Origin of the sequence: Pandoraea fibrosis, assembly GCF_000807775.2 — a bacterium.
Taxonomy (GTDB): domain Bacteria; phylum Pseudomonadota; class Gammaproteobacteria; order Burkholderiales; family Burkholderiaceae; genus Pandoraea; species Pandoraea fibrosis.
This window is the reverse complement of sequence record NZ_CP047385.1, coordinates 3,582,908-3,609,453: the sequence shown is the minus strand read 5'-3', so window position 1 is coordinate 3,609,453 and position 26,546 is coordinate 3,582,908. Positions and strand designations below refer to the sequence as shown.

General features: G+C 63.8%; 20 protein-coding genes. 7 read left to right on the top strand and 13 right to left on the bottom strand.

Translation table 11 applies throughout. The features are described 5' to 3' along the window. Positions 1 to 543 precede the first annotated feature (543 nt). Positions 544 to 1,329 (bottom strand): DUF2092 domain-containing protein, encoded by a 786-nt coding sequence (locus PI93_RS15865; protein WP_052241135.1) that lies wholly within the window; start codon positions 1,327 to 1,329, stop codon positions 544 to 546. 592 nt (positions 1,330 to 1,921) lie between these two features. Here PI93_RS15865 and PI93_RS15860 point away from each other — a divergent pair. Further along, the gene (locus tag PI93_RS15860; protein WP_052245655.1) at positions 1,922 to 2,533 is read left to right on the top strand and encodes a hypothetical protein; all 612 of its coding nucleotides are present in this window, start codon (positions 1,922 to 1,924) and stop codon (positions 2,531 to 2,533) included. Between the two features lie 117 nt (positions 2,534 to 2,650). Further along, a complete protein-coding gene (locus PI93_RS15855) occupies positions 2,651 to 3,238 on the top strand; it encodes a hypothetical protein (RefSeq protein ID WP_052241137.1) in 588 nt (195 codons plus the stop codon). Here the strand turns inward: PI93_RS15855 and PI93_RS15850 are convergent. The 5 genes from PI93_RS15850 to PI93_RS15830 all read right to left on the bottom strand — a co-directional run bounded on the left by PI93_RS15850 (position 3,226) and on the right by PI93_RS15830 (position 11,353). Then, positions 3,226 to 4,686: a heavy metal sensor histidine kinase gene (locus PI93_RS15850; RefSeq protein WP_080759518.1), complete on the bottom strand. Its 1,461-nt coding sequence runs from the start codon at positions 4,684 to 4,686 to the stop codon at positions 3,226 to 3,228. The two genes, PI93_RS15855 and PI93_RS15850, sit on opposite strands and share 13 nt — an antisense overlap. Positions 4,687 to 4,707: 21 nt before the next feature. Then, positions 4,708 to 5,382, bottom strand: a complete 675-nt coding sequence (locus tag PI93_RS15845; RefSeq protein WP_039375692.1) for a heavy metal response regulator transcription factor — start codon at positions 5,380 to 5,382, stop codon at positions 4,708 to 4,710. A 9-nt stretch (positions 5,383 to 5,391) separates the two neighbouring features. After that, entirely contained in the window at positions 5,392 to 6,861 is a 1,470-nt protein-coding gene (locus PI93_RS15840) for an efflux transporter outer membrane subunit (protein ID WP_039375693.1), read from the bottom strand. After that, positions 6,858 to 8,105, bottom strand: a complete 1,248-nt coding sequence (locus PI93_RS15835; protein ID WP_039375695.1) for an efflux RND transporter periplasmic adaptor subunit — start codon at positions 8,103 to 8,105, stop codon at positions 6,858 to 6,860. The genes PI93_RS15840 and PI93_RS15835 overlap by 4 nt, the downstream gene beginning before the upstream one ends. A gap of 65 nt (positions 8,106 to 8,170) precedes the next feature. Continuing rightward, positions 8,171 to 11,353, bottom strand: coding sequence for an efflux RND transporter permease subunit (locus tag PI93_RS15830; protein WP_039375696.1), 3,183 nt, complete (start codon positions 11,351 to 11,353; stop codon positions 8,171 to 8,173). A 345-nt stretch (positions 11,354 to 11,698) separates the two neighbouring features. On the opposite strand from PI93_RS15830, the gene PI93_RS15825 reads away from it, so the two are divergent. Together PI93_RS15825 and PI93_RS15820 are read left to right on the top strand one after the other, a co-directional pair. After that, positions 11,699 to 12,820: a Dyp-type peroxidase gene (locus PI93_RS15825; protein WP_039375698.1), complete on the top strand. Its 1,122-nt coding sequence runs from the start codon at positions 11,699 to 11,701 to the stop codon at positions 12,818 to 12,820. Further along, on the top strand, positions 12,817 to 13,647 hold the full coding sequence (locus PI93_RS15820) for a family 1 encapsulin nanocompartment shell protein (protein ID WP_039375700.1): 831 nt from the start codon (positions 12,817 to 12,819) through the stop codon (positions 13,645 to 13,647). The genes PI93_RS15825 and PI93_RS15820 overlap by 4 nt, the downstream gene beginning before the upstream one ends. Positions 13,648 to 13,741: 94 nt before the next feature. Here the strand turns inward: PI93_RS15820 and PI93_RS15815 are convergent, their stop codons facing one another. From PI93_RS15815 to PI93_RS15805, 3 genes are read right to left on the bottom strand one after another with little or no spacing between them, the layout of a single operon-like run. Then, entirely contained in the window at positions 13,742 to 15,457 is a 1,716-nt protein-coding gene (locus PI93_RS15815; RefSeq protein WP_039365569.1) for a glycosyltransferase family 39 protein, read from the bottom strand. Positions 15,458 to 15,517: 60 nt separating this feature from the next. Then, complete coding sequence (locus PI93_RS15810) at positions 15,518 to 16,879, bottom strand: sensor histidine kinase (RefSeq protein WP_052240341.1); 1,362 nt, start codon at positions 16,877 to 16,879, stop codon at positions 15,518 to 15,520. Further along, a complete protein-coding gene (locus tag PI93_RS15805; protein WP_039365574.1) occupies positions 16,876 to 17,535 on the bottom strand; it encodes a response regulator transcription factor in 660 nt (219 codons plus the stop codon). The genes PI93_RS15810 and PI93_RS15805 overlap by 4 nt, the downstream gene beginning before the upstream one ends. A gap of 359 nt (positions 17,536 to 17,894) precedes the next feature. Here PI93_RS15805 and PI93_RS15800 point away from each other — a divergent pair, with 359 nt between their 5' ends. Further along, the gene (locus PI93_RS15800) at positions 17,895 to 18,485 is read left to right on the top strand and encodes a molybdopterin-dependent oxidoreductase (protein ID WP_039365576.1); all 591 of its coding nucleotides are present in this window, start codon (positions 17,895 to 17,897) and stop codon (positions 18,483 to 18,485) included. Positions 18,486 to 18,581: 96 nt separating this feature from the next. Beyond that, positions 18,582 to 20,015, top strand: a complete 1,434-nt coding sequence (locus tag PI93_RS15795) for a DEAD/DEAH box helicase (protein ID WP_039365578.1) — start codon at positions 18,582 to 18,584, stop codon at positions 20,013 to 20,015. Between the two features lie 70 nt (positions 20,016 to 20,085). Here the strand turns inward: PI93_RS15795 and PI93_RS24725 are convergent, their stop codons facing one another. Beyond that, positions 20,086 to 22,281 (bottom strand): lipase family alpha/beta hydrolase, encoded by a 2,196-nt coding sequence (locus PI93_RS24725; protein WP_236105808.1) that lies wholly within the window; start codon positions 22,279 to 22,281, stop codon positions 20,086 to 20,088. Further along, entirely contained in the window at positions 22,278 to 23,351 is a 1,074-nt protein-coding gene (locus tag PI93_RS15785; RefSeq protein WP_052240398.1) for an Lnb N-terminal periplasmic domain-containing protein, read from the bottom strand. Before PI93_RS15785 ends, PI93_RS24725 begins: the two co-directional genes overlap by 4 nt. A gap of 250 nt (positions 23,352 to 23,601) precedes the next feature. Here PI93_RS15785 and PI93_RS15780 point away from each other — a divergent pair, with 250 nt between their 5' ends. After that, positions 23,602 to 24,303 (top strand): hypothetical protein, encoded by a 702-nt coding sequence (locus tag PI93_RS15780; RefSeq protein ID WP_236105809.1) that lies wholly within the window; start codon positions 23,602 to 23,604, stop codon positions 24,301 to 24,303. Positions 24,304 to 24,374: 71 nt separating this feature from the next. On the opposite strand, the gene PI93_RS15775 is transcribed toward PI93_RS15780, so the two are convergent. Both PI93_RS15775 and PI93_RS15770 read right to left on the bottom strand, forming a co-directional pair. Continuing rightward, complete coding sequence (locus PI93_RS15775) at positions 24,375 to 25,367, bottom strand: sterol desaturase family protein (protein WP_039365580.1); 993 nt, start codon at positions 25,365 to 25,367, stop codon at positions 24,375 to 24,377. A gap of 12 nt (positions 25,368 to 25,379) precedes the next feature. Further along, positions 25,380 to 26,411, bottom strand: a complete 1,032-nt coding sequence (locus PI93_RS15770) for a YVTN family beta-propeller repeat protein (RefSeq protein ID WP_052240342.1) — start codon at positions 26,409 to 26,411, stop codon at positions 25,380 to 25,382. Positions 26,412 to 26,546: the final 135 nt, after the last annotated feature.

Sequence of the window (26,546 nt, the reverse complement as noted above, 5' to 3'; positions counted from 1 at the left end):
AAGGTGGTGGTGGAGGGGGCGGTGGTGGTGGCGGCGGTGGCGGGTGAGGTCCGGGCCCCGGCCCCGGTCCAGGCGGGGGCGGCGGAGGATGGGGGCCCGGCCCAGGTCCCGGTCCGGGAGGCGGCGGTGGGGGGTGCGGCCCCGGCCCCGGAGGCTCGGGACTGGGGCCAGGGCCAGGCGGATGGGGACCCGGATTGGGTGACGGCGGTGAGGGATTGGGGCCGGGGTGAGGGCCCGGAGGCTGCCCCCCACTGTGTGGCGGTCCACCCGAAGGCCCGCCCGCGTTGGCATGTGTGGGGGCGCCACTTCGTGCACCGCCCGCGCCGAAGTTGCCTTCGTGGGGCGCGCCTCCGCCGTGGAAGCCGCCACCCGCGCCGCCACCATGCAGGCTGGTGCGCGCGCCGCCCCGGAAACCGAATCCGTGACTGGCAGTGGACGTCAGGGCAATTAGGGTTGCCGCCGCGATGCAGGTCGCACGGGCTAGCGTGGAAACGCCGGATCTGTTGGGCGTCTTGCCGCTCGATAGGCGGGAGGTTGCTCGAGTCATTGCGAACCTCCCGAGGCGGGCGCACTGTCCTGCATGGCGGCTGGCGGACGTATTTCGATGCGCTGCGCGCCAGCGGGGGCGCGATAGGTGAACGTTCCCGCCGGGAACGTCGGATTCACATCCCAGCGGTAATTCACCGAATGGCGTGGGCGCGAAGGCTGTGAAGTATCCGTGATCACGAAACGGCACGGTAGTGGCCGCGACCCGACCCGAATCCATAATTCCCAATCGACGTCGGGTTGTTGAAAGGCGTAATGGTTGCACCATTCGCCGCCGACCCGATCCAGTCCGATAAAGAGCGCCGAACGCAGTTGTGCGGCGTCGTCTGCATCCATTCCCCAATAGAAGAGATCCGCCAACGGCAGACCTACGCCGTATTTTTCGTCGATATCGCGAATTAACGCGTCGACGGTGGGGGGCGCACTCGCCTGACTGTAGAAGCGCTTGCCCTGCGTTTGGTCATACAGCGTAAAAGTCTTGCCGTCGTAGACGAACCCGCGATTGCGCGCTTGGCCTGTCACCACGGCGCGTACCTTGTCGGGGCGCTGAACGGACATTTCGGTGTGATGCAGAAAGCCTACGTTCTGGCCGGTGCTCAACACGGCATCGGTGACCGTATCGGCATCGACGTGAAAACGTTTCAGAGAACGCAGATACCGGCTCATGGACGTCAGAGCGTCGACGGCGACTTGCTGCATCTCCGGCATGGCCTGCACCGGCGGTGTGCTATCCGAGGCGGGGGCCTGCGCCAGGGCAGGGGCGGCGGCAAGCAGAACACTCATCAGGAGGGGCAGTACAGCCCGGCGGGGCGGGCGTCGTCGGAAGACATGGTGGGCGGGTGGAAGTGGCACTGTGTGACCTCATTCGTAAACCGGCATTGAACGGGACGACGACAACGTGCAAACGCGGCGCCAGTGCGGCGCCGCCAGAACGATGAGGATTCAGAATAGTAATTCGGATTGCAAATCGTCAAGCCGCAAATACATCATCCGAACGGATTAAGAATTACTTGAACATCATGAGTAATTTTGTAACAACTTGTATCCGTTTTGTCGGGAAAAGCGATTTGATTCCTGCGTCGAGGCGAGAAACGGGTTGATCTATATCAAATGACGATGCTTTGTTTCCCCATATATATAGAGAGGTAGGGGGCGTCATATGGAGATTCGCGAGTAATTTAAATAGCGCGCGATCTCGCAGATATTTCGCATGCAACTCAAAATAACATTGCAGCTTTGAATTATTTTGTTACCATCCAACGGAAACATTCGGGTTTTCACGAAGTCACTGCAAGCCCGTTGTTTTCTTCGGACAATTAACTAATTGCGATCCCCGTGCGGGAATTGCATATCGTCGATAACAAAGGGACTCACCATGAAGCTTATGCAAGCCATGATTTTGGCCGGACTGTTGTCGCTTGGTACGGTGGTGCATGCTCAGGACGCAGCGCGTCCGGCGCCTATCGTGCGCGGCGGTGTGGTCGAATTCCGTACCACGCTGCTCAATGTCGATGCCAAGAATCGCACGATTCAAGTGGCCGACGACCACGGCAAACCGGTGACGTTCGTCGTCGGCCCGGAGGTGCAGAACTTCGAGCAGATGCGCAAGGGTGACAAAGTGGTCGTGGCATATCAGCGCTCCGTGGCCATTTCCGTCGCGCCGGGCGATGGTATTCGCAGCCGTGTCGTGACGGAAGGCGCCGATCGCGCTGCACCGGGCCAGCGCCCGGCGGCCGATGCAGCACGAAACCTGAAAGTCGTGGCCACCGTACAGCGGATCGACCGTAATGCGAATGTCGTGACACTGCGTGGACCGTCGCGCACCGTCGACGTGGCCGTGGACGATCCGAAGTTGCTCGAAGGCGTGAAAGTCGGCGATGCCGTGACGGTGAACTACACCGAGGCCGTTGCCGTTGCGGTCACGCAGGACCCAAACGCCAAGCGTAAGTGGACGCCGCCGGTGCCTGCACCGGCCCCGAAGCCCTGACGTTGTGTAAGGGGACTACCTGCCGTAGTCCCCGCGACTGTGGTGTTGCCGATGTCGCCAGCGATGGCCCATCGGCGCGCATAGCCCCCCGAATACGGCAAGCACCCGGAGATCGCGATGGCACGTTCCGCCTTGAAGTTCGACGATGCAACCTACGCTGCCTTGCTCGCCGCCGCACGTGACGCCGATGCGGCACATCCGCACAACAACCCCGCCTTTCTCGACGCGTTTCTCGCAGACGCATGTAAGGCCGCGCATCGCATTTACGGCGCACAGACTTATCTGCGCTTTATCGCACAGTCCGGCGTGACCCGCCGTCCCAGTGCCGGTACGGTGCAGAAGGCCATCGTGCGCGCGCGTGCGGCGTATGAAGTTCCGGCGGCCCCGACATTCGGCTCGTCGCTCTCGGGCGGCCAGTCTGTCTGGGCGCAGCAATTGGAACATAACCTGGCGCGCGCCATGACGCTGCTCGATGGCATGCCCGACGCTCACAACCCGGCGGGCGATGCCCTCACCGATGTGGCAGACGCCATGCAGCGCGTGCAGTACCTGGAGCGGGAGAATCTGGAGTTACGCGCGCGGCTTGCGCGGATGACGGTCGCGGCCGCTTATGCCCGTGAGGCGTTGGGCGAGACGCTGACGGTTTTCGCTCCCCATGCCATGCAGCACATGGCCGGCCTGCAAGGCGGCCGTCAGGGCATTTGACGGACGAGGGGAGACTGGGACGTTACGCCGTCGTGGCTGTGGGGCAGCCCGGTGTCGAGAAATGGCGTGCCGATTTCCCTCCCTGTGGACACCGAGAATCCAAAGGTGTTGAGTCCGCTCTCGCTGCGGGCCCAGACCATGCCCCCGTGCATTTCGGCAATCGCCTTGACGATCGCCAATCCCAATCCGTGATTCTCCCGACTGTTGGTGCGCGACGGTTCGGCCCGGTAAAAGCGGTCGAACAGATGGCGCAGCACGTCGGGCGGAATCGGTGCGCCGGGGTTGGAGACCTCGACGCTCACCTGTCGGACATCGTCGGCGTTGGCCTTGATCCGGACATCGATATTGGCGCCCGGTGCACAATGCTCGACGGCATTCATCACCAGATTCGCCAGCGCGCGCCCGAAAAGCGCTTTGTTCACTTGCGCGACGGCGCTGCCATGCAGGCGAGCCGTGGTCTGGGCTTCTTCCAGCGGGATCTCCAGAAACTCCAGCGTGTGCGCGGCTTCGCTCGAGAGCGACACCGCCGTGAGCCCGGTCGCACGTTCGCCCTGATCGGCGCGCGAGAGGAACAGCATGTCGTTGATGATCGTGCGCATGCGGCCCAGCTCTTCCAGATTCGATTGCAGTAGCGCACGTAAATCCTCAACTGGCCGATCGCGCGTGAGCGCCACTTCGGTCTGCCCGATCAGGATCGTGACCGGCGTGCGCAATTCGTGCGCGACGTCGGCGTTGAACGATTCCAGCCGCTCATACGCGCTGTCGAGCCGTGCCAGCGCGCCGTTGAACGAGTGGGTCAGATCGTCGAGTTCGACGGGCAGCGAACGGGTGTCGAGTCGCTGCGAACGATTATCCGGGCTGATTTCGGAGGCTTCGCGCGTGAGACGCGTGAGTGGCGCGAGGCCCAGACGTGTGACGGAATAACTCAGCAGCAGCACCCCAAGACTCCCGAGCGCGGAGAGCGCTGCGAGTCCCAGGCCGAAGGCGCGCAGTGTCCGCTCGTTCGGCGAATAGCTGGCCGCCACCTGTAGGGCGACGGCCGGCCGCGAGCCGTAGGGCGGCAGGATTTCGCGCGTCGTCAGCATGTCGTCGCCGCCGCCGTCGGGCTTGAGTCGCACGTAACCATTGGACAGCCGTTTGACGAACATGCCGCTCACCGGCGTGCCGAAGGTGTATTTCGGATCGTCGCTCGTCACTGCATAAGTCGTGGTGCCGTCGCGCGGGGTCATGTCGCTGAGCTTTTCGCGAGCGATCTGCCACTTCTCCGGGGTGCCGCCGTGATAGACGATGATGTGCGCGATCTGTGCGCGGTCGTCGAGCGATTCGCGCAGATGCCGCTCCAGTTGCACGCGCAGCATCATGTAGAGCGCGGCTCCCACCAGCGCGAACACCGACAGCGCCACAACGGCGAACATGGCGGCAAGTCGGCGGGAGATCGAGTGTTTCATGGCGCGGCTCGCGCGCGGCCGTCAGGCCTCGCGCACCTCCAGCACGTAGCCCATGCCGCGCACCGTGTGCAGCAGCTTGGTGTGGAACGGCCCGTCGAGCTTGGCGCGCAGCCGCTTGATCGCTGTCTCCACCACGTTGGTATGGCTGTCGAAATTGACGTCCCAGACCAGTTCGGTAATGGCTGTCTTCGACAGAATGTCGCCCTGACGGCGCGCGAGCACCGAGAGCAACTGGAATTCCTTGGCCGTGAGATCGAGCCGCTGGCCATCGCGCGTAGCACGGCGGCCGATCAGGTCGACGTAAAGGTCGCCGACCGAAATCAGCGTCGATTCCTGCACGCGCGTGCGACGGGCGAGGGCGTGCAGACGCTCCACCAGTTCGATGAACGAGAAGGGCTTGGTCAGATAGTCGTCGGCGCCTTCGCGCAGACCGCGCACACGGTCATTCACATGATCGCGGGCCGTGAGCATGATGACTGGCGTCGATTTGCGTTCGCGCAGCGAGCCGAGCACGGCGAAGCCGTCGCGCTTGGGCAGCATGACATCGAGCACGATCACGTCGTAGTCGAACTCCAGCGCCAGATGCGTGCCTTCCTCGCCATCGAGCGCCACATCGACGACCCAGCCTTGCTCGGTCAGCCCGGAGCGCAGATAGTCCACTACCTTGTGTTCGTCTTCAACGATCAGTACTTTCATGTCGCCACCTCATCTTTGCGCATTATACGAGTCAGAGGATGTGTCCGATGACGCTTGCCAGCCGCCGCCCAGCGCTTTGATCAGCGCGACCGACAGGACCAGTTGCTGGGCGCGAATCTGAACATCCTGACGCTCGCTCGCCAACAATCCCTGCTGCGCCGTAATCACACTCAGATACGCCGTGAGACCGCCTGAATAGCGGTCGTTAGCCAGACTCAGAAGCCGTTGCGCGTCGACGACGGCGGCATGCGATTCGTGCGCGGCGGCGTCGAGCACCGACAGACCGGCCACGCCGTCCTGCACTTGCTGGAACGCAGTGAGCACCGTCTGACGATAGTTCGCCTCCACGGCGCGGTAGCCCGCGCTGGCGAAGTCCACGCCCGCCTGACGTCGTCCGCCATCGAAGATCGCTTGCGTGGCGAGCGTGCCCACGGTCCACAGCAGACTCGGCGCCGAGAGCAGATTGGCGAACTCGGTACTCTGCCAGCCAATCCCGGGGTTAAGCGTCAGGCTGGGAAAGAATGCCGCCTTCGCCACCCCGATCTGCGCGTTGGCTGCTGCCATGCTGCGCTCGGCCGATGCCACATCGGGACGGCGCTGCAAGATGTCGCTCGGGACACCAAGCGGGATCGGCGGCAGGGTTCCCGGCAACGCGCCGGTCGCCACCGAGAATGCCGGCGCCGGCACCCCGACAAGCGCGGCAATCGAATGCTCATATTGGTCGCGCTGCTGATGCAGCAGCCGTGCCTGCACTCGCGTGGTGTCGAGTTCCGATTGTTGCTGAAGGACATCCAGCCCCGAGACGGCGCCTAAGTCATGCTGTGCGCTCACATAGTCGAGTGCCTTCTGTTGCAGCGTCACGGATTCGTCGAGCACCTTGATCTCGGCGTCGAGCGCGCGCAACTGAAAGTAGGCGGTGGCGAGTTGTGTGGTCAACACGAGCCGTGCGTTGGCCAGATCGTCACCGGCTTGTTCGGCGGAGGCGCGCGCGCCTTCGACCTGACGCCGGATACGGCCGAACAGATCGGTGTCGTAGTTCACGCCAAGGCCGACCTGCACGTTGTTCTGCACGGTGGACATGCTGCTCGACGAGTAGCTTGTGACCGGTCGGTTCGCCGAGATTCGCTGACGCGCCAGACCGAACGACGCATCGACTTCCGGCAACCGCTGCGCCGAGATGCCGGACAGTGTTGCCTGTGCCTGATCGTAGTGCGCCACGGCTGCGGCGAGCGTCTGGTTCTGGGCGAGTGCCTGCGTCTCCAGGGCGTCGAGGGCCGGCTCCCGGAACGCCTTCCACCAATCGGGCTGTAATGGCGCGCGCGACGGTTGCGCGAGTCGCCAGTACCCGTCGGTTTTCCAGTCCGGCGGGGTCGAAACCTCGGGACGTTGGTAGTCGGGGCCGACGGCGCAGGCACTGAGCAGCGCCGTGGCGGCGAGCAGCGTCACGCCGAGGCGCGTGCTGCGCACAGGCGCGCTCACGATTGCGCTCCCTGCGGCTTGGCACCGGCCTTGGCGCCGCCCTTGACTTCAAGCGCCTTGGCCTGAACGTGATCGCCGTCGTCGATGGAGTCGCTGGGATTGACGATCACGCGGTCGGTCGCCGATACGCCATCGGCCAGCTCAAGCGCCTGTCCGAGGTCCTGCGCGATCACGATCTTGTGCAGATGAACGATGCCCTGATCGTCGACCACCGCGACGCGCGGGCCTTCGGCGCGGAACAGCAGGGCGTTGGCGGGCACGCTCAGGTGCGCCTGCACGGCACTGGGCAGTGCGAGTTGCACGTAGGCGCCGGGGCGGAGTTTGCCGTCGGGATTCGGCAGCGCGGCTTCGATTTGCAGCGAGCGGGTCGCCACGTCGATGGCGCCGGACACATGCGTGATCTTGCCCTGAAAGTGCTCGCCGGGCAGTTCGGCTTGCGTTACCACGACGGGTTGCCCCACGCTCACGCCTTGCGCATAGGCCTGCGGCACCTGAACGTACACCCGCAGCGGGTCTGTCTGCGCGAGCGAGAACAACGCGCGGCTGTTGCCGCTGCCGGCATCGATCAGGTCGCCGACGTCGACATTGCGCTGGGTGATCACCCCATCGAAGGGGGCGACGATCCGCTTGAACGACTCGAGTTGCTGAAGTCGTTTGACGTTGGCGTCGGCGGCCGCCAAATTGGCGGTGCCCTGCGTGTAGGTGCTCTGACGCTCATCGAGTTCCTGCTGAGAGACCGCGTCGCGCTGACGCAGTTGCTGCCAACGCTCGAGCGAGGATTTCGCGAGCCCGAGGCTGGCGCTGATCTGGTTGCGCTGCGCCACGGCTTGCGCCAGTTCCTGATCGATTTCCGGCGTGTCGAGGTCGGCCAGCAACTGACCTTGCTTCACGCGGGCACCGATGTCCACATATCGATGCAGCAGATAGCCGGTCGCCCGGGCGTAGATGGGCGACTCAACCGCGCCGCGCAACGTGGCGGGCAGCAGCGTTTCGCTCGCTTCGGTCGCCTGCGGCGTGACGACGCTCACGTATTGCCGGGCGTTCTCGGTCGTCACACGGGCGACCTCGCGGCGTTGCAGTGCGTTGGAGAGCGTGGTACGTGCGGCGCCCGCCACCAGCAACACCGCCACCACGATGAGCACGATCTTTGCGCGCCGGAATTCGCCGCGACGCGGCGGCAGTTGCCGGCCATCGGCAGGATCGTGCTCGGGAATGGCCAGTTCGGCGTGATGTTTCTCGGTCATGTCGTTCAGCCCGTTAAAACTTGGTATCTGGTGTGGGGAAAGCCGGTCGTGGCGTGTGCTTGGCGTTATGCATGCGGATTGCCGCCGTTCCGTTCTGCCTTGCGCGCCTTTCTCTGCACGAGCCGCGTATGAATACCGGCAAACACCAGCGGCACGAAGAACAGCGTCGAGACCGTGGCGAACAGCAGGCCACCGATCACCGCGCGGCCCAACGGCGCGTTTTGCTCGGCGCCTTCGCCCAGTCCAAGCGCCATGGGCACCATGCCGATGATCATCGCGAGCGCTGTCATCAGTACCGGGCGTATCCGGCTGGCCCCGGCTTCCAGGGCGGCCTTGAGCGGCGCCATGCCGGCTTCCATGCGCTGTCGTGCAAACGCGACCACGAGAATACTGTTGGCCGTTGCCACGCCCATCGTCATGATGGCCCCCGTGAGTGCCGGCACCGACAGTCGGGTGCCGGAGAGAAAGAGCATCCAGACGATGCCGGCGAGGGCAGCGGGCAGGGCGCTCACGATGATGAGCGGATCGACCCACGACTGGAAGTTCACCACGATCAGCAGATAGACGAGCACGATGGCCATCGCCACCCCGACGCCCAGCCCGAGATACGAGCTTTGCATCGTGCTGACCTGACCGCGCACGGTGATCTGGCTACCCCGCGGCAGATCCTTGCGGGCCTGCGCGACCAGCTTGTCGATGTCGCCCGCCACGCTGCCCAGATCCCGGCCTTCCACGCTCACGAAGATGTCGATCACCGGACGGATGTTGTAGTGGCTGACCACGGCGAACTGCTGCTTCGGTTCAACCTTCACGAAGTTGGCGAGCAGTTGGGGCTGACCGTTGTTGGCGGTGCCCGCGACCGGCAGACGAAGCAGATCGTCGATCGAGCTGATGCGGTACTGCGGCGACTGCACCGACAGGCTGTACTCCACACCGTTCTGGCTGTTGAACCAGAAGCCCGGCGACGTCTGCGAACTGCCCGAGAGCGAGATCAGCACGTTCTGGGCGACGGCGTTGGCGTTCAGATTGAGTTGCTGCAACCGGGTGCGGTCCATATTCAGGTGAAGCGTCGGTGCGTTCACTCGTTGCTGGATGTGCGTGTCGACGGTGCCCGGCACCTGACGCACCTGCTTGAGCAGCTTGGTGGCGGCATCGAAATTCGCCAGTTGCTGGTTGCCGCTGATCTGAATGTCGATCGCGGCGGGCAGACCGAAGTTGAGAATCTGCGTGACGATGTCCGCTGGCTGGAAGAAAAACTCCACGCCGGGGAAACGCTGCGGTAGCAGGGCACGCAGCTTGTCGATGTAAGTCGCACTGGGGCGATGATCCGGCGTCAGTGCGATCTGGATCTCGCCATCGAGTGTGCCGATGGTGCCGGCGTTGCTGTACGAGAGGTTGATGCCGCTGTAGGGCAAGCCAAGATTGTCTAGTATCGTCTCCAGTTCGCTGGCGGGCACGACCTCTCGCACCACTTTCTCGACCTCGTCGGCCAGACGCGCCGTTTCCTCGATGCGAGTGCCGGTCGGCGCACGCATATGCATGCGAATGTCGCCGGCATCCACGCTCGGGAAGAAGTCGGCGCCCAGCGCGAACACCAGTCCCATCGACAGAATGCAGAAGGCCAGGAAGCCGGTGGCGAAGACGCGTCGGCGTACCAGCAGCATCGAGAGCACGACGATGTACGCGGCGCGCATGCGCTCGAAGCCGGCGTCGAAGCGCAGGTAAATGCGGCGAAACGCCCCGGGCTTCGCGTTCGGATCGGCCTGATGCGCGTGTCCCATGAGCAGCATCGCGAGCGTAGGCACCAGCGTGCGCGAGAGGATGTACGACGCCAGCATGGCGAACACCACGGCCTCGGCGAGCGGCACGAACAGGTAACGTGCCACCCCCGTGAGGAAGAACATCGGCACGAACACGATACAGATACACAGCGTGGAGACGAGCGCCGGCACGGCGATTTCGCCCGCGCCGTCGAGAATCGCCTTGTGCAGCGGTGTCCCCATATGAAGATGGCGCTCGATGTTCTCGATGGTCACGGTCGCATCGTCGACCAGAATCCCCACTGCGAGCGCCAGCCCGCCGAGCGTCATGATGTTGATCGTCTGGCCCAACGCATGCAGCGCGAGCAGCGACGAGAGAATCGAGAGCGGGATGGAGATGGCGATGATGCAGGTGCTGCGCCAGTTGCCGAGGAACAGCAGAATCATGGCGGCGGTGAGCGCAGCGGCGATCAGCGCTTCGTGAATCACGCCCTGCACGGCCGCCTTCACGAAGACCGACTGGTCGAACAGCGCCGAGATATGCAGGTCCGACGGCAGGGCGGCACGCGCCTCGGGCAGCAAGGCCTTGAGCGAGTCGACCACCGACAGGGTCGACGCGTCGCCCGTCTTCATGATCGACATCAGCACGCCGCGCTGGCCGTTCTGGCGCACGATGTTCGTCTGCGGCGAGAAGCCCGTGCGCACGTGCGCGACTTCACGCAAATAGGTGGTGGCGCCGGCGACCGTGCGCACCGGGATGTTGTTCAACCCTTCGACTGTCGGTGGCGAACCGTTCATGTCGACGGTGTACTCGCGCGGCCCGATCTTCGCCGTGCCGGTGGGCAGAATCAGGTTCTGAGCGTTCACGGCGGCCACCACGTCCTGCGCCGTCAATCCCTTGGCGAGCAGGGCACGCGTGTCGATGTCGACCGAAATCAACCGCGTCTTGCCACCATACGGATAAGGCACGGCGGCCCCGGGAATCGTCACCAGTTGCGGGCGCAGGAAGTTGAGCGCCGTGTCGTTAAGCGCCGGCTCCGAGAGGCTCGGGCTCGACAGGCCGAGCTGCATTACCGGGATCGACGACGCGGAGTAACTGATGACGAGCGGCGGCGTGGCCCCCGGCGGCATCTGCTTGACCTGTGCCTGTTCGACGGCGACGACTTGCGCAATGGCCGTCTGGATGTTGGCCGTGGGTTGCAGGAAGATCTTGATGATGCCGATGCCGGGCAACGATTGCGACTCGATGTGCTCGATGTTGTTGACGGTGGTCGTCAGCCCGCGTTCGTTGCCGGAGATCATCCGGTCGGCGATGTCCTGTGCGGACAGGCCGTTGTAGGTCCAGATGACGCTGATCACCGGGATGTTGATTTCCGGCAGCACGTCGACCGGGGTACGCATGAGCGCGAGCGGTGTGGCGAGCAGGATCAGGATGGCCATCACGATGAACGTGTAGGGCCGTTTGAGCGCAACGTTGACAATCCACATGATTCAGACGCGCTCGGGCGCAGTCGCAGGCGTACGGACAAGGGCCGTCCGGCACGCGCGCAGCCGCGTCGTGCCGGTACCGGAAGGAACGCCGCCATGGTAGGGGCGCACCCCCAACGCCAAAATGGCGCCAAAATGGCGAAATTGCCATAAATGACGTCATCCCTTGCAAAGCCGCATCGCACAAGGCTTTGCTCGCCGATCTGCCGATGGGAGTGGCATATTACGGTGTGTTGCGTTATAAAGTTGACATACCAAAAGTCGCCGCCCGATAGCCTATGGCCCGCTGTTCCGGCCGAAGTGACGGTACCGGCGTCGAGAACCCCAGTCCCACGCAGGAAAGCAATGACCGAACGTCCGACATCTCCTCCAGAACCCCAGCCGGTGTCCGGCACCGTGACCCGCAGCGCCATCTTCCTTGTTGCGACCATTCGTGATGACGACGCGGCTCACGCGAACGTGCGGGGCTGGTGTGCGGATGCTGCCGCCTACGTCCGCTCGGTCGGCAAACGCGTGCCGTCCGGCAATTTGTCGTGTGTGGTGGGCTTCAGCGACAACGCCTGGGACCGCCTGTTCGGCGATCCGCGTCCGGCCGAGCTGCATCCGTTCCGTGAATTTGGCTCGGGCAAGCGCCATGCGCCGGCCACGCCCGGCGATCTGCTGTTGCACATCCGCGCCGATCAGATGGATCTCTGTTTCGATCTCGCGACGCTCATGCTGAACAAGCTGGGCGACGCCGTGACCGTGGTCGACGAGGTGCATGGCTTCCGCTATTTCGATATGCGAAGTATGGTCGGTTTCGTCGATGGCACCGAGAACCCCGAGGGCAAGGAAGCGCTCGAATTCACGGTGATGGGCGACGAGGATCCCGAATTCGAGGGCGGCAGCTACGTGCTCGTGCAGAAGTATCTGCATGACATGACGGGCTGGAACGCACTGCCGGTCGAGGCGCAGGAGCGCATCATCGGGCGGACCAAACTCTCCGACGTCGAACTCGATGAGGGCGTGAAGCCCAGTTGGTCGCACAGCGCGTTGACCACGCTCGAGGAAGATGGCAAGGAAATCAAGATCCTGCGCGACAACATGCCGTTCGGCCGCCCAGGTTCGGCCGAATTCGGCACCTACTTCATTGGTTACGCCCGCTCCCCGGCACCTATCGAGCAGATGCTCGAGAACATGTTCGTGGGGCGTCCGCCCGGCAATTACGATCGCTTGCTCGACTTCAGCAGCGCTGTCACGGGCGGGCTGTTCTTCGTGCCGTCGGCACCGTTGCTCGAAGCGCTCGCCGAGCGCGAGGCGCCGGTGGCGGCCGCCACGGAATCGACGGCAATCAAGACTCTGATCGATGCGACGTCGACGGCAACGCCTGTGGTCGACGTCACGGTATCGTCTCTCACCCCACCGAGCGCCGCCCCCGCGGACGGCTCGTTGCAAATCGGATCGCTTAAAGGAGTTTCTCAGGCATGAATAACCTGCATCGCGAACTGGCCCCCATTTCGAACGCCGCCTGGGCGCAGATCGAAGAAGAGGTGGCTCGCACGTTCAAGCGCACGGTCGCCGGCCGTCGTGTGGTCGACGTCAAGGGGCCGGGCGGCCTGGCGCTCGCGGGCGTTGGCACCGGCCATCAAAAGGCCATCGACGCGCCGCTCGACGGCGTGGGCGCGCGTCAGCGCGAAGTGATGCCGCTTGTGGCCTTGCGTGTCCCGTTCGAGCTGTCGCGCGAGGCCATCGACGATGTCGAGCGCGGCGCCAACGACTCCGACTGGCAACCCGCCAAAGATGCGGCCATCAAGCTGGCTTACGCGGAAGACCGCGCGATTTTCGACGGTTACAAAGCCGCACACATCACGGGCGTGCGCGAAGGCACTTCGAACCCGGTGTTGCCGCTGCCGGCCAACATCGCCGACTATCCGACCGTGATCGCCAAGGCGCTGGAGCAGTTGCGTCTGGAAGGGGTCGACGGTCCGTACAGCGTGTTGCTGGGGGCCGATGCCTACACGGCAGTGACCGAAGCCAACGATCAGGGCTACCCGATTCTCGAGCACATCGGACACATCGTGAGCGGCGAGATCATCTGGGCCCCGGCCATCGACGGCGGCTGCATCCTGTCGACGCGCGGCGGCGATTACGAGATGCACATCGGTCAGGATGTCTCGATCGGCTACCTCGATCACACGGCGACTACGGTTCGCCTGTACCTCGAAGAGACCTTCACGTTCCTGATGCTGACCGCCGAGGCGGGTGTCTCGGTGGGGCCGGCCAAACCTGTGGACGGCAAGAAGAAGTCGAAGTGACTTGAGGTAAGACGGGCAAGTCTCTGACGGTAAAAGAAAAACGGCTGAGGGCAAGATATCGCCCTCAGCCGTTTTTTTATGGCCGCTGCCGCAATCAGTTGGCTGCGGGAGACGGTGCGTCGGAGGGCTTCTCGATGATCACGCGGCGGTTGTCGCGGGCAATGACCTTCATCGGCAGGCCGAGCGTTTCGAGCACCGTGAACTTCTCCGGATCGACCAGCGCGAGGGCCTTGGGCGCAGCCATCCAGACATCGGCGAACTTGGCGAGCGTCGGAATCCAGCTATCCGGCGCCTGCGAGATACCGAACTCCAGTTCGTCCTGCACGGCCACCATCGTCATGGGCTGACGCAGGTAATACGGCATGGTGTGATCGAGCGTACCGACCGAGTAGAACGGCGTGTCCGGTCCCAGACGATCCATTTCCGCACGCACAGCAGGCACCAGATCGATCCCCGAACTCGCGCGTCCGAAGGCTTCGTGGCCGGTGCCGCCGATCATCGTGAAGGCCAGCCATGTTCCCGCGAAGGCGATGAGCGCCTGCTTGGTGCTGCGCTGACTCAGCCAGCGGGTGATGCCGATGCCGATCAGGCCGACGATGCTCGCCGCGTACAGGTAATACGAGAACGCGCGATAGGCTTCCACCGGATTACGGCTGTCCGAGTGATGGGAAAGGAATACCAGACACGTCACGATCGTGGCAACGAACAACACGGCGGACACGATGAGATGCTTGCGCAGCGATTCCCGCGAGATGCCTGCAATGCCCAGCCCGATAAGCAGCGCAATGGCCGGCACGATCGGCAGCACGTAGGAAATGAGCTTCGAGTGCGACAGCGAGAAGAAGCAGAAGATGAAGACGGCCCAGACCGTTGTCATCAGCACCGGACGGAAGCCGTTGGCCTGACGGGGAATGGCGCGCGACGCGGAGAAGGCGCGCGGGACCATCGACAGCCACGGCAGGAAGCCGACGATCAGCACCGGCACGAAATACCACAGTGCGCCAGGGCGGTGGTGATCCGGTTTCAGGAAGCGGTTGAAGTGTTCGTTGATGAAGAAGAAGTCGAAGAACGACGGGTTACGCGCCATCACGGCGGCGAACCATGGCACTGTCACGGCGAGCAAAACGATCAGACCGCTGACGATATGCAGACGCTTCCACAGCGCCCAGTCGCGCGAAATCAGCGTGTAGATCACGAGCACGGCGCCCGGCAACACCACGCCGATCAGTCCTTTGCTCAGGATCGACAGCCCCATCGCGGCCCAGCACAACCACATCCAGTAGCGGGTCTGCGTGTCGGTGAGCCCCGGGCGCTGCGCCAACAACAGCGAGCACAGCACCAGCGTCATCATGAACGACAGGCCCATGTCGAGCACGTTGAAGTGACCGAGCAAGCTCCACAGTGGGGCGCTCGCCAGCGTGAGCGCGGCGAAGAAGCCCGCGCGCGCGCTGAACACGCGGCGCCCGGTGTAGCCGACCAGCAGCACGCCGCCGAACCCGGTCAGGGCGGTCCACAGGCGTGCCTGCCAGTCGCCCAGGCCGAAGATCATGAACGTCAGCGCGTTCATCCAGGTTTGAAGGGGCGGTTTCTCGAAGTACAGATAGCCGTTGTAGCGCGGCGTGACCCAGTCGCCCGTGGCAAGCATTTCGCGCGCCATTTCGGCGTAGCGGCCTTCGTCGCTCGGGATCAGGTGGCGCAGGTTCAATACGCCAAACCAAACCAGAGCGAACACGGCGAGCAGCCACAGCAAGGCGGCGGGAGAGATCGGCCAGGGTTCTAACCCGGCGTCACGTTGAGGGCGTGTGGACATGAATGCGAGGCTTCCGGTCTTGATGAATAGGGTCAATGTGAGGCGTCTGGCCAACGACGCTCAGGGGCTGGGGTTGGAGGTGACGTCGGGGTTCGGTAACGAGACGCGGACATGAAGACCGCGCGGCGGTGTCGGGCTGGCGTCCTTCAGAACAACCTGCCCGCCGAGGCGATCGACGATGGCGCGCACGATAGCCAGGCCCAGCCCGGTTCCTTCGCCGCCATGCTCGCGCGAGTCTCGTTGCTCGGTCGCCCGGTAAAACGCATCGAACACGCGCTCGCGTTTGTCGGCGTCGATCCCGGGGCCCGAGTCGATCACGTCGATGACCACGTCGGCGCCTGTCGCCGACAGACGGACCGAGACGGTGCCGCCCGCAGGGGTATAACGCACGGCGTTGCCAACAAGATTACTTAGCAGCGTGACAATATCGCGTTTCGATCCCGTTACCCGCAGATGGGAGCGGCCGGGCACGCTCGACGACGCATCGATCAGGTCGAGCACGATCTGCTTGCGGTCGGCAAGGACGAACACGTCTTCGAGCGCCTCATGCACGGCGGGCAGCAGCGTGAGCGGGGCGGCGGCGACCGTCGGGGCGCTTTGCGCTCTGGCGAGTGTCAGCAGTTGTTCGATCAGGGTACGCGTGCGCTGCAAGCCGCTCTTGAGCTTGGTGAGGCGATTGCGCGTTTCCGTGTCGAGCCCCGCTGGCGCGAGTGCCCGGTCGAGGTTCTCGGACTGGATCACGAGCGCCGTGACGGGCGAGCGCAATTCGTGGGCTGCGTCGGCAACGAACCGGCGCTGCTCGTCGAGCGCCTTGGCCAGCCGGGCCAGCAGGCGATTGATCGAGACGATGAACGGCTCGATTTCCGTGGGAGCACCCTGGGTATCGATGGCATGCAGGTCGATATCTCGCCGCGTATCGATTTCGTCGGCCAGACGTTGTACCGGCCGCCATGCGCGGCGTACCGTCACGACAATGGCGCCGATCAGCAACGGCACGAAACCCACGAAGGGCAGCGCGGTGCGCAGGCCACTGTTACGGGCGATCTCGTTACGGCCTTCCGTCGGCTGGGCAACGACGATGCGCAATTCCGGTGCGATCGTGCGCACGAACGCCCGCCATGTGTGGTCGCCCGTGCTCACCGTGTGAAAGCCGTCGGCGAGGGTGACCGGGAAGGTGCCGCCAAGGCGCTGAACCGTCAGCCGGTAATCGTGATCCTGAATCGGCAGCCCGTGCATGGCGCTGTCGGCGGCAGCCAGATTGCGCGTATCGACGAGGGCAGCCAGTTGCAGCAGTTGATCGTCCTGAAATCGGTACGCTTCGCGAAACGCCGACCCATACGACACGAAGCCCGCGACGATGGCCAGTCCCAGCGCGCAAGCCGAGAGCGTGACCACCAGCCGGGACTGCAACGAGCGCATCATGCCTTGGGCACCAGCCAGCCTGCGCCACGGATATTGCGGATGACATCCGCACCGAGCTTTTTACGAATCGAGTGGATCAGAAAGTCGATCATGTTGCTCTCGATCTCTTCCCCCCAGCCGTACAAGCGGTGTTCCAGCGCGTCGCGCGAGAGGATCGTGCCGGGGCGCAGCATCAGCGCGTGGAGCAACGCGTATTCGCGCGCCGAGAGCACGCAGCTGTTTTCGCCGTAGCTTGCCTGATGGGTCGCGGGATCGAGCGCGAGGGCGCCGTTGGTCAGTACCGGCACGGCCACGCCTGCCTGGCGACGGATCACCGCGCGCATGCGCGCGAGCAACTCACCGACTTCGAACGGTTTCACGACGAAGTCGTCGGCCCCGAGATCGAGCCCCTGAATGATGTCCTCCGCACCGTCGCGGGCCGTCACGACGATGATCGGCGTGTGCCCGCCTGCGCCGCGGTGGGCGCGCAGCACTTCCCAGCCGTCACGGCCGGGCAGGCCCAGGTCGAGCAGCATGAGATCGTAGGCATGGGCGGCGAGTGCCGCCAGCGCGGCATCGCCGTCGCGGCACCAGTCGGCCGCATACGAGGCGTCCTTGAGCGCCTGCATCATGGCCTCACCGATCATGGTGTCGTCTTCTACGAGCAATATCCGCATGGTTTTCCAAACACGTTCCGGCCCGGCCACCACGGCCCGCGCCCGATATTCCGCCAGTCACCGAGGATGGCACGGGCGCACGATAGCGCGCGAAACTTAGGAGACACTTAGGTTGCGACGATGTACGCCCGCGCGACTATGCCATGCAAAGCCACTGTGAATCAATGACTTAGCGAGGATTTTTCATGTGATGCCGATGTAGGGGCGCGCGCCGCAGGCCTTTTGGGCGGATGCCCGTGGGCGAGCACATTCACTGCCGCCAGCTTTTGTCTGGGTGAAGGACTGTAGCGCCTTCGTGATACGCTCGGGCGACGCTGCGGCGCGGGTGCCGTCATGCGTCATCACCTTCGGCAACCCTCATGAAAAAAAGAGAATTTCTGGCTGGTGCAGCCGCACTCGGCGCGTCGGTGCCGGCGTTCGCCAAGGCAGCCGGTTCGTCGGGATCGCCCACTACGCCGCTCGTCACGATCAGTGGCGCCATCCGGCAGCGCAATCGAGGGCCTGTCGATCCGGCACTCGATCAGCTTTTTCATAAGCAACTGGTGCGCTTCGATGCCGCCTATGCCTTCGATTTCGGTATGCTCGCGCGCCTGCCCACGCAGACGATCCGCCCCACGCTGGAATACGATGCCAAGCCACATACGCTGCGAGGTCCGCATCTGATCGATGTGCTCGCGCAAGCGGGTGTCCCCGGTAACGCCCAAACGCAGGTGCTGCTGCGCGCCATCGACGGGTATATCGTTTCGACCACGCTTGAGCAGGTTCGCAACTATCGGTTCCTGCTCGCCACGCATCTCGACGACAAGCCGCTCCCGCTCGGCGGTCTGGGGCCGTTGTGGGCAGTCTATGACCCGGCGCAGATTCCCTTGCTCGCGGGCAAACCGCTCAAGGAGCGGTTCTCGCTTTGCCCGTGGGGCGTTTATCACATTCAGATCAACGCCGTTGCCTGAGTCGACGAGCATCGGATTTCGGGCCCGGGAGGCGCTGCGACGTGCTGTGGGCGGGTGGTAACCGCTAGAATTGCGGTTTTAGCCCGGAATACCCCCATGTCTTTTGCCTCACTTGGCCTGATGGATCCCTTGCAGCGCAATCTGCAGGATCTCAACTACCAGACACCCACGCCGGTACAGGCCAAGGCGATTCCTGCTGTGCTCAGCGGTAAGGACGTCATGGCTGCGGCGCAGACGGGCACAGGCAAGACGGCGGGTTTTGCGCTGCCACTGTTGCAGCGGCTGGTGCAGCACGGGCCCGCCGTGTCGAGCAACCGCGCACGCGTTCTGGTGCTGGTGCCGACGCGCGAACTGGCCGAACAGGTGCTACAGAGCTTTATCGATTACGGCAAAGGCCTGGACCTGCGATTTCTGGCGGCCTATGGCGGCGTCAGTATCAATCCCCAAATGATGAAGTTGCGCAAAGGCGTGGATGTTCTCGTTGCCACGCCGGGCCGTTTGCTCGACCTGCATCGTCAGAACGCCGTGCAGTTCGATCAGATACAAGCGCTCGTGCTGGACGAAGCCGACCGCATGCTGGATCTGGGTTTTGCGCGCGAACTGAACGCCGTCTTTGCTGCCTTGCCCGCGAAGCGCCAGACCCTGCTGTTCTCTGCCACGTTTTCCGACGAAATCCGCACCCTGGCGGCGAGTATTCTGCGCGACCCGGTCGACATCAGCGTCAGCGCGCCCAATGCGACCGCGAGCAAGGTCAAGCAGTGGGTGGTGCCGGTGGACAAAAAGAACAAGCCCGACCTCTTCATGCATCTGGTGGCCGAAAACCGCTGGGAGCATGCTCTGGTGTTCGTCAAAACGCGCAACGGGGTGGAGTATCTGGCGGCCATCCTCGATGAAGCGGGCTACGCGGTCGACACCATCCACGGTGACAAACCGCAACCCGCGCGCCTGCGCGCACTGGAGCGTTTCAAGACGGGCGAAGTCTCGATGCTTGTGGCCACCGACGTGGCTGCGCGCGGGCTGGATATCGACGACCTGCCACTGGTGATCAACGTCGATCTGCCGATCGTGGCGCAAGACTATGTGCACCGGATCGGCCGCACGGGTCGCGCCGGGGCGAGCGGGGTGGCGGTATCCCTCGTGTGTGCCGACGAAGCGCCGCAACTCGCAGCGATCGAAGCGCTGATCCGGCAAACGTTGCCCCGGGAAGAGGAGCCGGGCTTTGAGGCCGAACATCGTGTGCCGCAAACGAGCGCGACTGGGCAGATCATCAAGAAACCCAAAAAGCCGAAGAAGCCCAAGGGGTTGCAAGTTACGCCGGGTGCTGTTCAGGTGCGGCGTCAACAGCCGCACACGCAAGGTGGCGAGAACAAGCGCAAGCCGGTAACGCGCCCGGGAAAAGACGCAAGCGTGTCCAGCGGTAACCCGTTTGGCGCGCCCAAGCCCCATGGCAAACCCGCCGGCAAGCCTCCTTCGGGTTCACGTAAGCCTGCGGCAAAGCCATTGGGTGGTCGCGGAAAACGCCAGCCGTGACGGGTGGGCGTGCGTCAGGTCGGACGTAGACGCGCTCCTCACCATGCTTACTTAAGGACGCGGATCCCCCTCAACGCGACGTGGGGCGACCGGCCGTGGGATTCGCTGGCGTCCCGGGCTTCGCCGGAATGGCGAGGGGCGGGGGATCGATAGCCTGAAACGGTCCCGGACGGCCCGGATGCTTGATCGGATCGAGTTCGTCGACATCCTCATGCAGGATGCGGCGGATTTCGAGAATCGCCTGCGGGGTTTCCTGCACGCTATGGCCCGAGACAATCACGCGCTCCGACGCCGCGCCGGCCAGATGGGCGCTCATGTAGGGCACCACGCCGTCGCTCGATGTCTCCAGCGGCCCCTTGGGGTCGCGTCGCGCAATGATCGAGTGATATTGCACCGACGGCGAGATCTTCAGCCCGGCGGCCGCCACCACATAGGGATCGGTATCCCGTAACTGATCGACGCTGTTCGGCACGTAGCGTGTCTTGCCTTCGGACGGTGAGTCTTCGGAGCCGGTCGCGAAGTGCAGCACGTCGTCGATCCCCGAGAGCAGCGTGACGGGGAGCTTGATGAGGTTGGAAACCCAGCGTCCCAGGCGATTGCGCGCAAAGGGCGTGCCGCGGTGCGGTGCGGCGATGAAAATGGCGCGCTCGAATTGCGGCACTGGCTTGAACTGGAACAACGGATCGAGTCGGTCGCGCGCCCGGTCGATCTGATCGTCATCGAGGTGGTAGTCGGTCTGGAAGGCGGACCACAACTCGTCGTGCGCACTCGATACCATCAGCCGGGCAATCACGCCCCCCATGCTGTGACCGATGACCACGGCGTCGTGCGACGCCGCAGACAGTCCGTCCGGATCGAAGTGCTTCAGGGTCGCGTCGAACGCATTGCGGATCGCCATGGCATTCACGAGAATCGGCGAATTCGTCGGGTAATACACCTGCCAGACCTGAAAGTGTTCGCGCAGCGTGGCGTCGCCCTGAATTTCGTTGGCGAGATTCACCCACGCTTCCGGACTGCTCGCCAATCCGTGCAGCATCAAAATGACGCGGCGCCCCGGATCGAAGGGCTGCATCAGGTAGATATGCGGACGCACGATCCCCCGGTCGCGGCCAAACAACGTGCGTAACGATTGCTCGGCAAAGCCCGAACGCGCGAGCCACAGGCCATACCCGGCGGTGAAGTTGCCTGCCAGCGGCACCGTCTGACGATTCAACTCGACCGACGCCTGACGGTACGGGTCATAGACGACGAGCGTGGCGACATGCGTGGTCAGGACTTCGTCGAGTGTGGTGCCGTCGAAGCGAAGCAGCAGCGTGAGCGATGGCGACGGCATTTCGCTATATACCGGCCCTGCATTGGGATCGGTGGCGCGGCGAAAGTCGCGCGACGCACGGCTCTCGCGATGGTTGTGCGCGCCGCTGTGCTGTTCGTCGGGCGACGAATAGACGTTGTCGTTATCGGGCCCGGTCGACGCGTCGCCACGCGGTGCCGGGGTACGGCCGACCGACGACAGGGCGTCGGCGGCCGATTTTTCATCGAGCACCGCGACCAGTTCCGCACCGAAACCGTCGCGACGGTATGGGCTGCGCAAGCCCGCAAACGAGAGGGTGGATGCAGGCAACACCTCGCGTGGCTGGATGCGCTCGTCGGCGAAGCGCACGCTGCTGGCGTCGACCGGCAACGTCCACCCGGCGATCTGGTCCTTGCCCGTTTGCTGCACGCGACGAAAGAGCGCGACGGAGAACGTCTGCACGGCAAAGTTGTAGTAGTCCCGTACCTGCGTCTGACGGTCTTCAAAGGCGCGTTCGCTCGATGGCCGGTCGCCGTAGAAAAGATAGGCATACGCATAGCGCGCGGAGCGCAGCCAGAGGTCGAACTGAGCGTCGTTCCATTGCTTTTCGCCCGTTGGCGTCTGGGCAATGGCAAGCTGCATCGACATCTCGGCCATGGCGGCCAGACGCCGGTCGACGTCGATTTCCTTGGCGCGGCCCAGCGCATCGATACAGTCGAGCGACGGCTTGGCGCAAATCGTTCCGTCGAGCCCCGCGACGCGAATCACATCGTCGGTCGATGTGCTGAGCTTGCCCGTGGACAGAATGTCGCCGCGCTTCATGGCGATGTACTGCTCCGGGCCGAGCGAGCGAACTTCGACCATGGCGCAACCCGACAGGGCCGCTAACCAAAGCATCGCGCCGAGCCTGGTGGCTTTCCGGCATTGGCGTTGCCAGTGGGTTGGCATGGACGGGGCGACCGTCGTGCGCGTCATGGCCTCACCTTGGGGTCGTCACCGGGCACGCCTTGGCGTATCAGCGTCGAGAAGTCGGGGGCGTCGCCTGCCGCCAGCGCACGTGCGACGATGTTGCCGCGCTCATGCAGTTGCGCGTAGGTGAAGCCTGGCGTGAGCCCCCCCTGATCGTAGGCGTATTCGGCAAAGTAGCCCGACAGCAGCAGGCGGTAGTCGAGCGGCAGGCCCGGCGCGATGATGCGTGCCAGTTCGAACACGATGGTCGTGCAATTGCTGGTGAGCGTGTTGTACCAGGCGGGTTCGCGGCGCAGTTCGCGTGCCCGTTCGAGGTAGCCGAGGAAGACTTCGCGTAGCGCCTTGGGCGGAATGTTGAGCCGATACAGATAGACCGTTTCGCCGCGCACATTGCTGCGCACGCGCAGAATGTCACGCTCGTCGGCGGCGACCAGCGTGGCTTCGAAGTCCTTGAAAAAGCCGCCGACCGCCGAGAACTTCTGCCCTTGCTTCTTGCGAATCTCGATGGAGAACACGACACGCTTGCCGTCCGAAAAACCGAACGACACCAGCGTGTGGGCAATGGCAGGGCCCATCCAGTACGAGAGCACGAGATCGGCGCTTACGAGTTTGTCAAGGTCGTACTCGCGCGTTTCCCAGCGCGGCGTGAAGTCGGTCTCGGTGCGCCATTCGAAGTTGCGCACGTTGTGCAGGGTGATGCGCGAACCGTCCTGCTCAGGGGCGAGCAGTTGCGCGACGTCGGCAGCCCAGTTGCGGTCGTTGGAAGGCTTAAGCGTGTGCCACCAGCTGAGCAGCAGGATCGTCGCGACCAGAAAGCCAAGCGGCCAGCCCCTGAGCGGCACCCCTGCTCGCACGCGCAGCAAGGCGACGATCGCCGCAACGCCGAGTACGACCCACAGGGCGACAACGGGATACCGGACAACCGCTGGGCCAGGGCAGCGGTAGGCGAGGGCCATGCCCCCCCACGCGCAAGCGCCGAGCACGACGAGCGCAAGAAACGAGCGCAGTCCATAGACGTACCACGCGATGTGAGGGCCGGCGAGCGCGTCGCCGGCGTGAGATTGCAGTTGCACCATGATTGTCAGCCGCTCGGCACGGCCGGCGGAGTGTACGGCCATTGTTCACGTTCAGCGCGAAAGCATACCAGCAGACTGGCTCCGGTACCGATGAGCCGCTTGCCCTGCTCGCAGCCTGGGCCGGGAGGAATGGCACAAGTTTAGGCATCCGAGGGAAGGGATGCAAAACGGTACAATGCGGACCTTCTCGCGCGCGAGTGCGTCATTGCGGATGGCGCGGGGGACTATCAGGAGATTTCATGAGGTGGGAATGCTGACGCGTCGATCGATCCTGGCCTTGCGCCGCGCCAAAACTACCGGGATGGCTGCGTTGACTGCCTCGCTCGCCTGTGCGATCGGGCTGGCGGCTTGCACCACGCGACCATTCCAGCCTGCGCCGCCGCTTTTCCAACTGTGGGCGAAGCCGGGCGTGGCCGAGTCGGGCGTGCGCAGTGCCTTGCTCGCTTGCGGATTCCCCGATTCGGCCTATGTGGGCAGTGAAGACATGACCACCAACGCCTATGCCGCGGGCGAGTTGTGCATGATCGATCGGGGCTTCGCGTATCAGGACCAGCGGATTTTGTGCGCCACCCAGCCGCGTTTGCCGGCATGCGCCAATGTGCCGCGCGGGAAGACGTTCGGGACGGCGCCGGATTTCGACCCCAAGGCTGTGAAGGCTCGCGAGCCGTTACCACCGGCCTATACGTATTGGCGCCGACCGGGGGAAGACGTCGATACCGTGAAGCGCGAGATGACCGCTTGCGGCTATACGGAATTGTCTACGCCCTCGGACGTCATGATGCTGAACGACATCGCCGCCGCTCAGCTCTGCATGCTCGACAAGGGGTTCCAATATGGCTGGCCGTATCAGGCGCTGCTTTGCAAGACCCAGCCGTCATTGCCGGCGTGTCGCGGGAAGTCCATCGACACGCAGCATTGCTGCACGCCAGCCAGGCCCGCCGGCGCGAAGTGACCAGCGTTGACTGCGCTGGCTTCGCAATGCGCGAGCCGTCGCCCAAACGTTGGCCGAACGCCTCGGCGAAGTCAAATCGCCCGACGGCGTGGGGCGAGGCGACGGACGATGCGCCCGAATGCACGCACCTGCTGGGCGAGCACGCCCATACCGTATCGGCGCGACCGGCCCTGCGGGGCAGGGAGTTGGTCGCGAATGCCGGTCGGCTCCACGGTACGTTCCCATGACGCCGTGCGGAACAGCATGTCCCACCACGGGAACAGCACGCCGAAGTTGCACCCGTAGCGCGTGCCTTCGTGGCCGTAGCCGATCGCGTGATGGCGGCGATGGAAGATCGGACTGACGATCAGACGCTCGAGCACCGGGCCGAAAGGCAGGCGGGCGTTGACATGCTGCACGCTTTGCAGGAAGTTACCCACGGCCACGAGCACGACGTACTGCGCCGGCTGCACGCCGATGAAGAGCGCAATCGCGGCGAAGAACCCAGCCTGCACGATGTCGTCGAGGAAGTGGTTGCGGTCATCCGACCACAGCGACATCTGCTGCTGGCTGTGATGCACCGCGTGAAGCTCCCACCACACGCCGAAGCGATGCTGCCAGCGGTGATACCAGTAACCGGCGAAGTCAAGCACGATCAGATACATCAGGAACGACACCAGCGGCTGATCCGTCACGCCCGGATACAGGCCATCGAGATCGACGCTCGGCAAGCCGTGAATCACCATCTGGCTCTGCAATTCGTTGAAGACCGGTTGCAACACCACAAAGAACAGCAGATTCAGAATGCCGAGCTTGGCGATCCACGTGTAGATCACGTCGGCGCGCACCTGACGGCGGTCCTGCCACTGTTCGACCGGGCGCAGCGCCTCGAGCGGACGCAGCAGTGCGTACGTCACGCCAATCTGCAACACACCGATGAGCACCCAGTACAGCGCGTCATAGATGTCATCGTCGTAGCCCATCAGGTTGAAGTGAAACAGCAGCGGCTGCACCACATCAACGTAGATGAGCGTTTGTACGGCGGAGATTGCGCTGTCGACGACGTTGAGGGCTTCCTGAATCATCTTGCGGCCTTATCAGTCCGGATTCGGCGAAAGTACTGGGGCTCGGTCGGCGAAGAAGATGCCGTGCGGCGACCGGTTGACAGCAATGCGGTCGACCAGTTGACGCGTCGTCAGGTCGATCACGCCCACGTGGCGTGCAAACCGGAACGTCACCCAAAGATAGCGCTTGTCCGCGGACAATTCCATGTCATCGGGCCCCGGCATGAGGCCGGTGATGTCGGCGACCTTGGTGAGCGACTCGTAGTCCAGGATGCTGATCGTGCTCTCGACACGATTGCTCACGGCGATATGACGGCCGTCGGAGAGCGAACGGAAGTTGTGTGCGCCGCGACCCGTCTGGATACGTTTGATCACCTTCTGTGCACGCCAGTCGACCACGGCGACGTCGTCTTCGCCGGTCATGCCAACCAGCAGATACTTGTCGCCCGGCGTCATCCACAGGCCGGCGGGGGTCTTGCCCACCGGCATGCGCCATTTGATCGTTTGCGTAGCGAGGTCGATGGCCGCCAGTTCACCCGAATCCTGCAACGTGACGAATACCGTCTTGCTATCGGACGAGAACGTCATGTGGCTGGGCGTTTTGGCCAGCGGAATACGTTTGGCGACGACAACGTTCTCACCGTCGTAGCGATAGAGGTCGACCCGGTCCAGACGCAGCGCTGCCGTCACGAACCATTTGCGGTCGGGCGAGAAGCCGAGCTGGTAGGGGTCGTCGATGTCGGCGACCTGGCGTTGCAGCTTGCCGGTGTTCGGGTCGAGGAACATCAGGCTGTTCGACACCGAATTCGCCACAATCAGCGAACGCTTGTCGGGCGTAATCATCAGGTGATGCGGCTCTTTGCCCGTCGGCATCGTCCCAACGACCTTATGGGTGGCCTGATCGATGAGCGAAAGCTGGGCGGCACCGGAGTCGAGCACGATGACCGTACCCGCGTGGGCGGAGGAAAACGGGAGGACGGTGGCGACCAGGGCGGACAGTGTTGCGAGGGTGCGAACACGGCCGGTCAGCCGGGAAAGCTGAGAGAGCTTGGAAGAAAACACCATGAATGCCTAGGGTGGGGCGAAAAACGGTAACGCGGGCCGGTAAGCCCGACATCGATTCCTTCGTTAAACGCGCCATGTGCCCCATCCGTTGACAAGAAAATGGGACGATTTGGTGGTCACGACGATAGGGCCGGC

What these genes read in the sequence shown, in the direction of transcription:
- PI93_RS15865 (WP_052241135.1), bottom strand. Translation starts at nt 1,329, where the DNA reads ATGAGTGTTCTGCTTGCCGCCGCCCCTGCCCTGGCGCAGGCCCCCGCC.
- PI93_RS15860 (WP_052245655.1), top strand. Translation starts at nt 1,922, where the DNA reads ATGAAGCTTATGCAAGCCATGATTTTGGCCGGACTGTTGTCGCTTGGT.
- PI93_RS15855 (WP_052241137.1), top strand. Translation starts at nt 2,651, where the DNA reads ATGGCACGTTCCGCCTTGAAGTTCGACGATGCAACCTACGCTGCCTTG.
- PI93_RS15850 (WP_080759518.1), bottom strand. Translation starts at nt 4,686, where the DNA reads ATGAAACACTCGATCTCCCGCCGACTTGCCGCCATGTTCGCCGTTGTG.
- PI93_RS15845 (WP_039375692.1), bottom strand. Translation starts at nt 5,382, where the DNA reads ATGAAAGTACTGATCGTTGAAGACGAACACAAGGTAGTGGACTATCTG.
- PI93_RS15835 (WP_039375695.1), bottom strand. Translation starts at nt 8,105, where the DNA reads ATGACCGAGAAACATCACGCCGAACTGGCCATTCCCGAGCACGATCCT.
- PI93_RS15830 (WP_039375696.1), bottom strand. Translation starts at nt 11,353, where the DNA reads ATGTGGATTGTCAACGTTGCGCTCAAACGGCCCTACACGTTCATCGTG.
- PI93_RS15825 (WP_039375698.1), top strand. Translation starts at nt 11,699, where the DNA reads ATGACCGAACGTCCGACATCTCCTCCAGAACCCCAGCCGGTGTCCGGC.
- PI93_RS15820 (WP_039375700.1), top strand. Translation starts at nt 12,817, where the DNA reads ATGAATAACCTGCATCGCGAACTGGCCCCCATTTCGAACGCCGCCTGG.
- PI93_RS15815 (WP_039365569.1), bottom strand. Translation starts at nt 15,457, where the DNA reads ATGTCCACACGCCCTCAACGTGACGCCGGGTTAGAACCCTGGCCGATC.
- PI93_RS15810 (WP_052240341.1), bottom strand. Translation starts at nt 16,879, where the DNA reads ATGATGCGCTCGTTGCAGTCCCGGCTGGTGGTCACGCTCTCGGCTTGC.
- PI93_RS15805 (WP_039365574.1), bottom strand. Translation starts at nt 17,535, where the DNA reads ATGCGGATATTGCTCGTAGAAGACGACACCATGATCGGTGAGGCCATG.
- PI93_RS15800 (WP_039365576.1), top strand. Translation starts at nt 17,895, where the DNA reads ATGAAAAAAAGAGAATTTCTGGCTGGTGCAGCCGCACTCGGCGCGTCG.
- PI93_RS15795 (WP_039365578.1), top strand. Translation starts at nt 18,582, where the DNA reads ATGTCTTTTGCCTCACTTGGCCTGATGGATCCCTTGCAGCGCAATCTG.
- PI93_RS24725 (WP_236105808.1), bottom strand. Translation starts at nt 22,281, where the DNA reads ATGACGCGCACGACGGTCGCCCCGTCCATGCCAACCCACTGGCAACGC.
- PI93_RS15785 (WP_052240398.1), bottom strand. Translation starts at nt 23,351, where the DNA reads ATGGTGCAACTGCAATCTCACGCCGGCGACGCGCTCGCCGGCCCTCAC.
- PI93_RS15780 (WP_236105809.1), top strand. Translation starts at nt 23,602, where the DNA reads ATGCTGACGCGTCGATCGATCCTGGCCTTGCGCCGCGCCAAAACTACC.
- PI93_RS15775 (WP_039365580.1), bottom strand. Translation starts at nt 25,367, where the DNA reads ATGATTCAGGAAGCCCTCAACGTCGTCGACAGCGCAATCTCCGCCGTA.
- PI93_RS15770 (WP_052240342.1), bottom strand. Translation starts at nt 26,411, where the DNA reads ATGGTGTTTTCTTCCAAGCTCTCTCAGCTTTCCCGGCTGACCGGCCGT.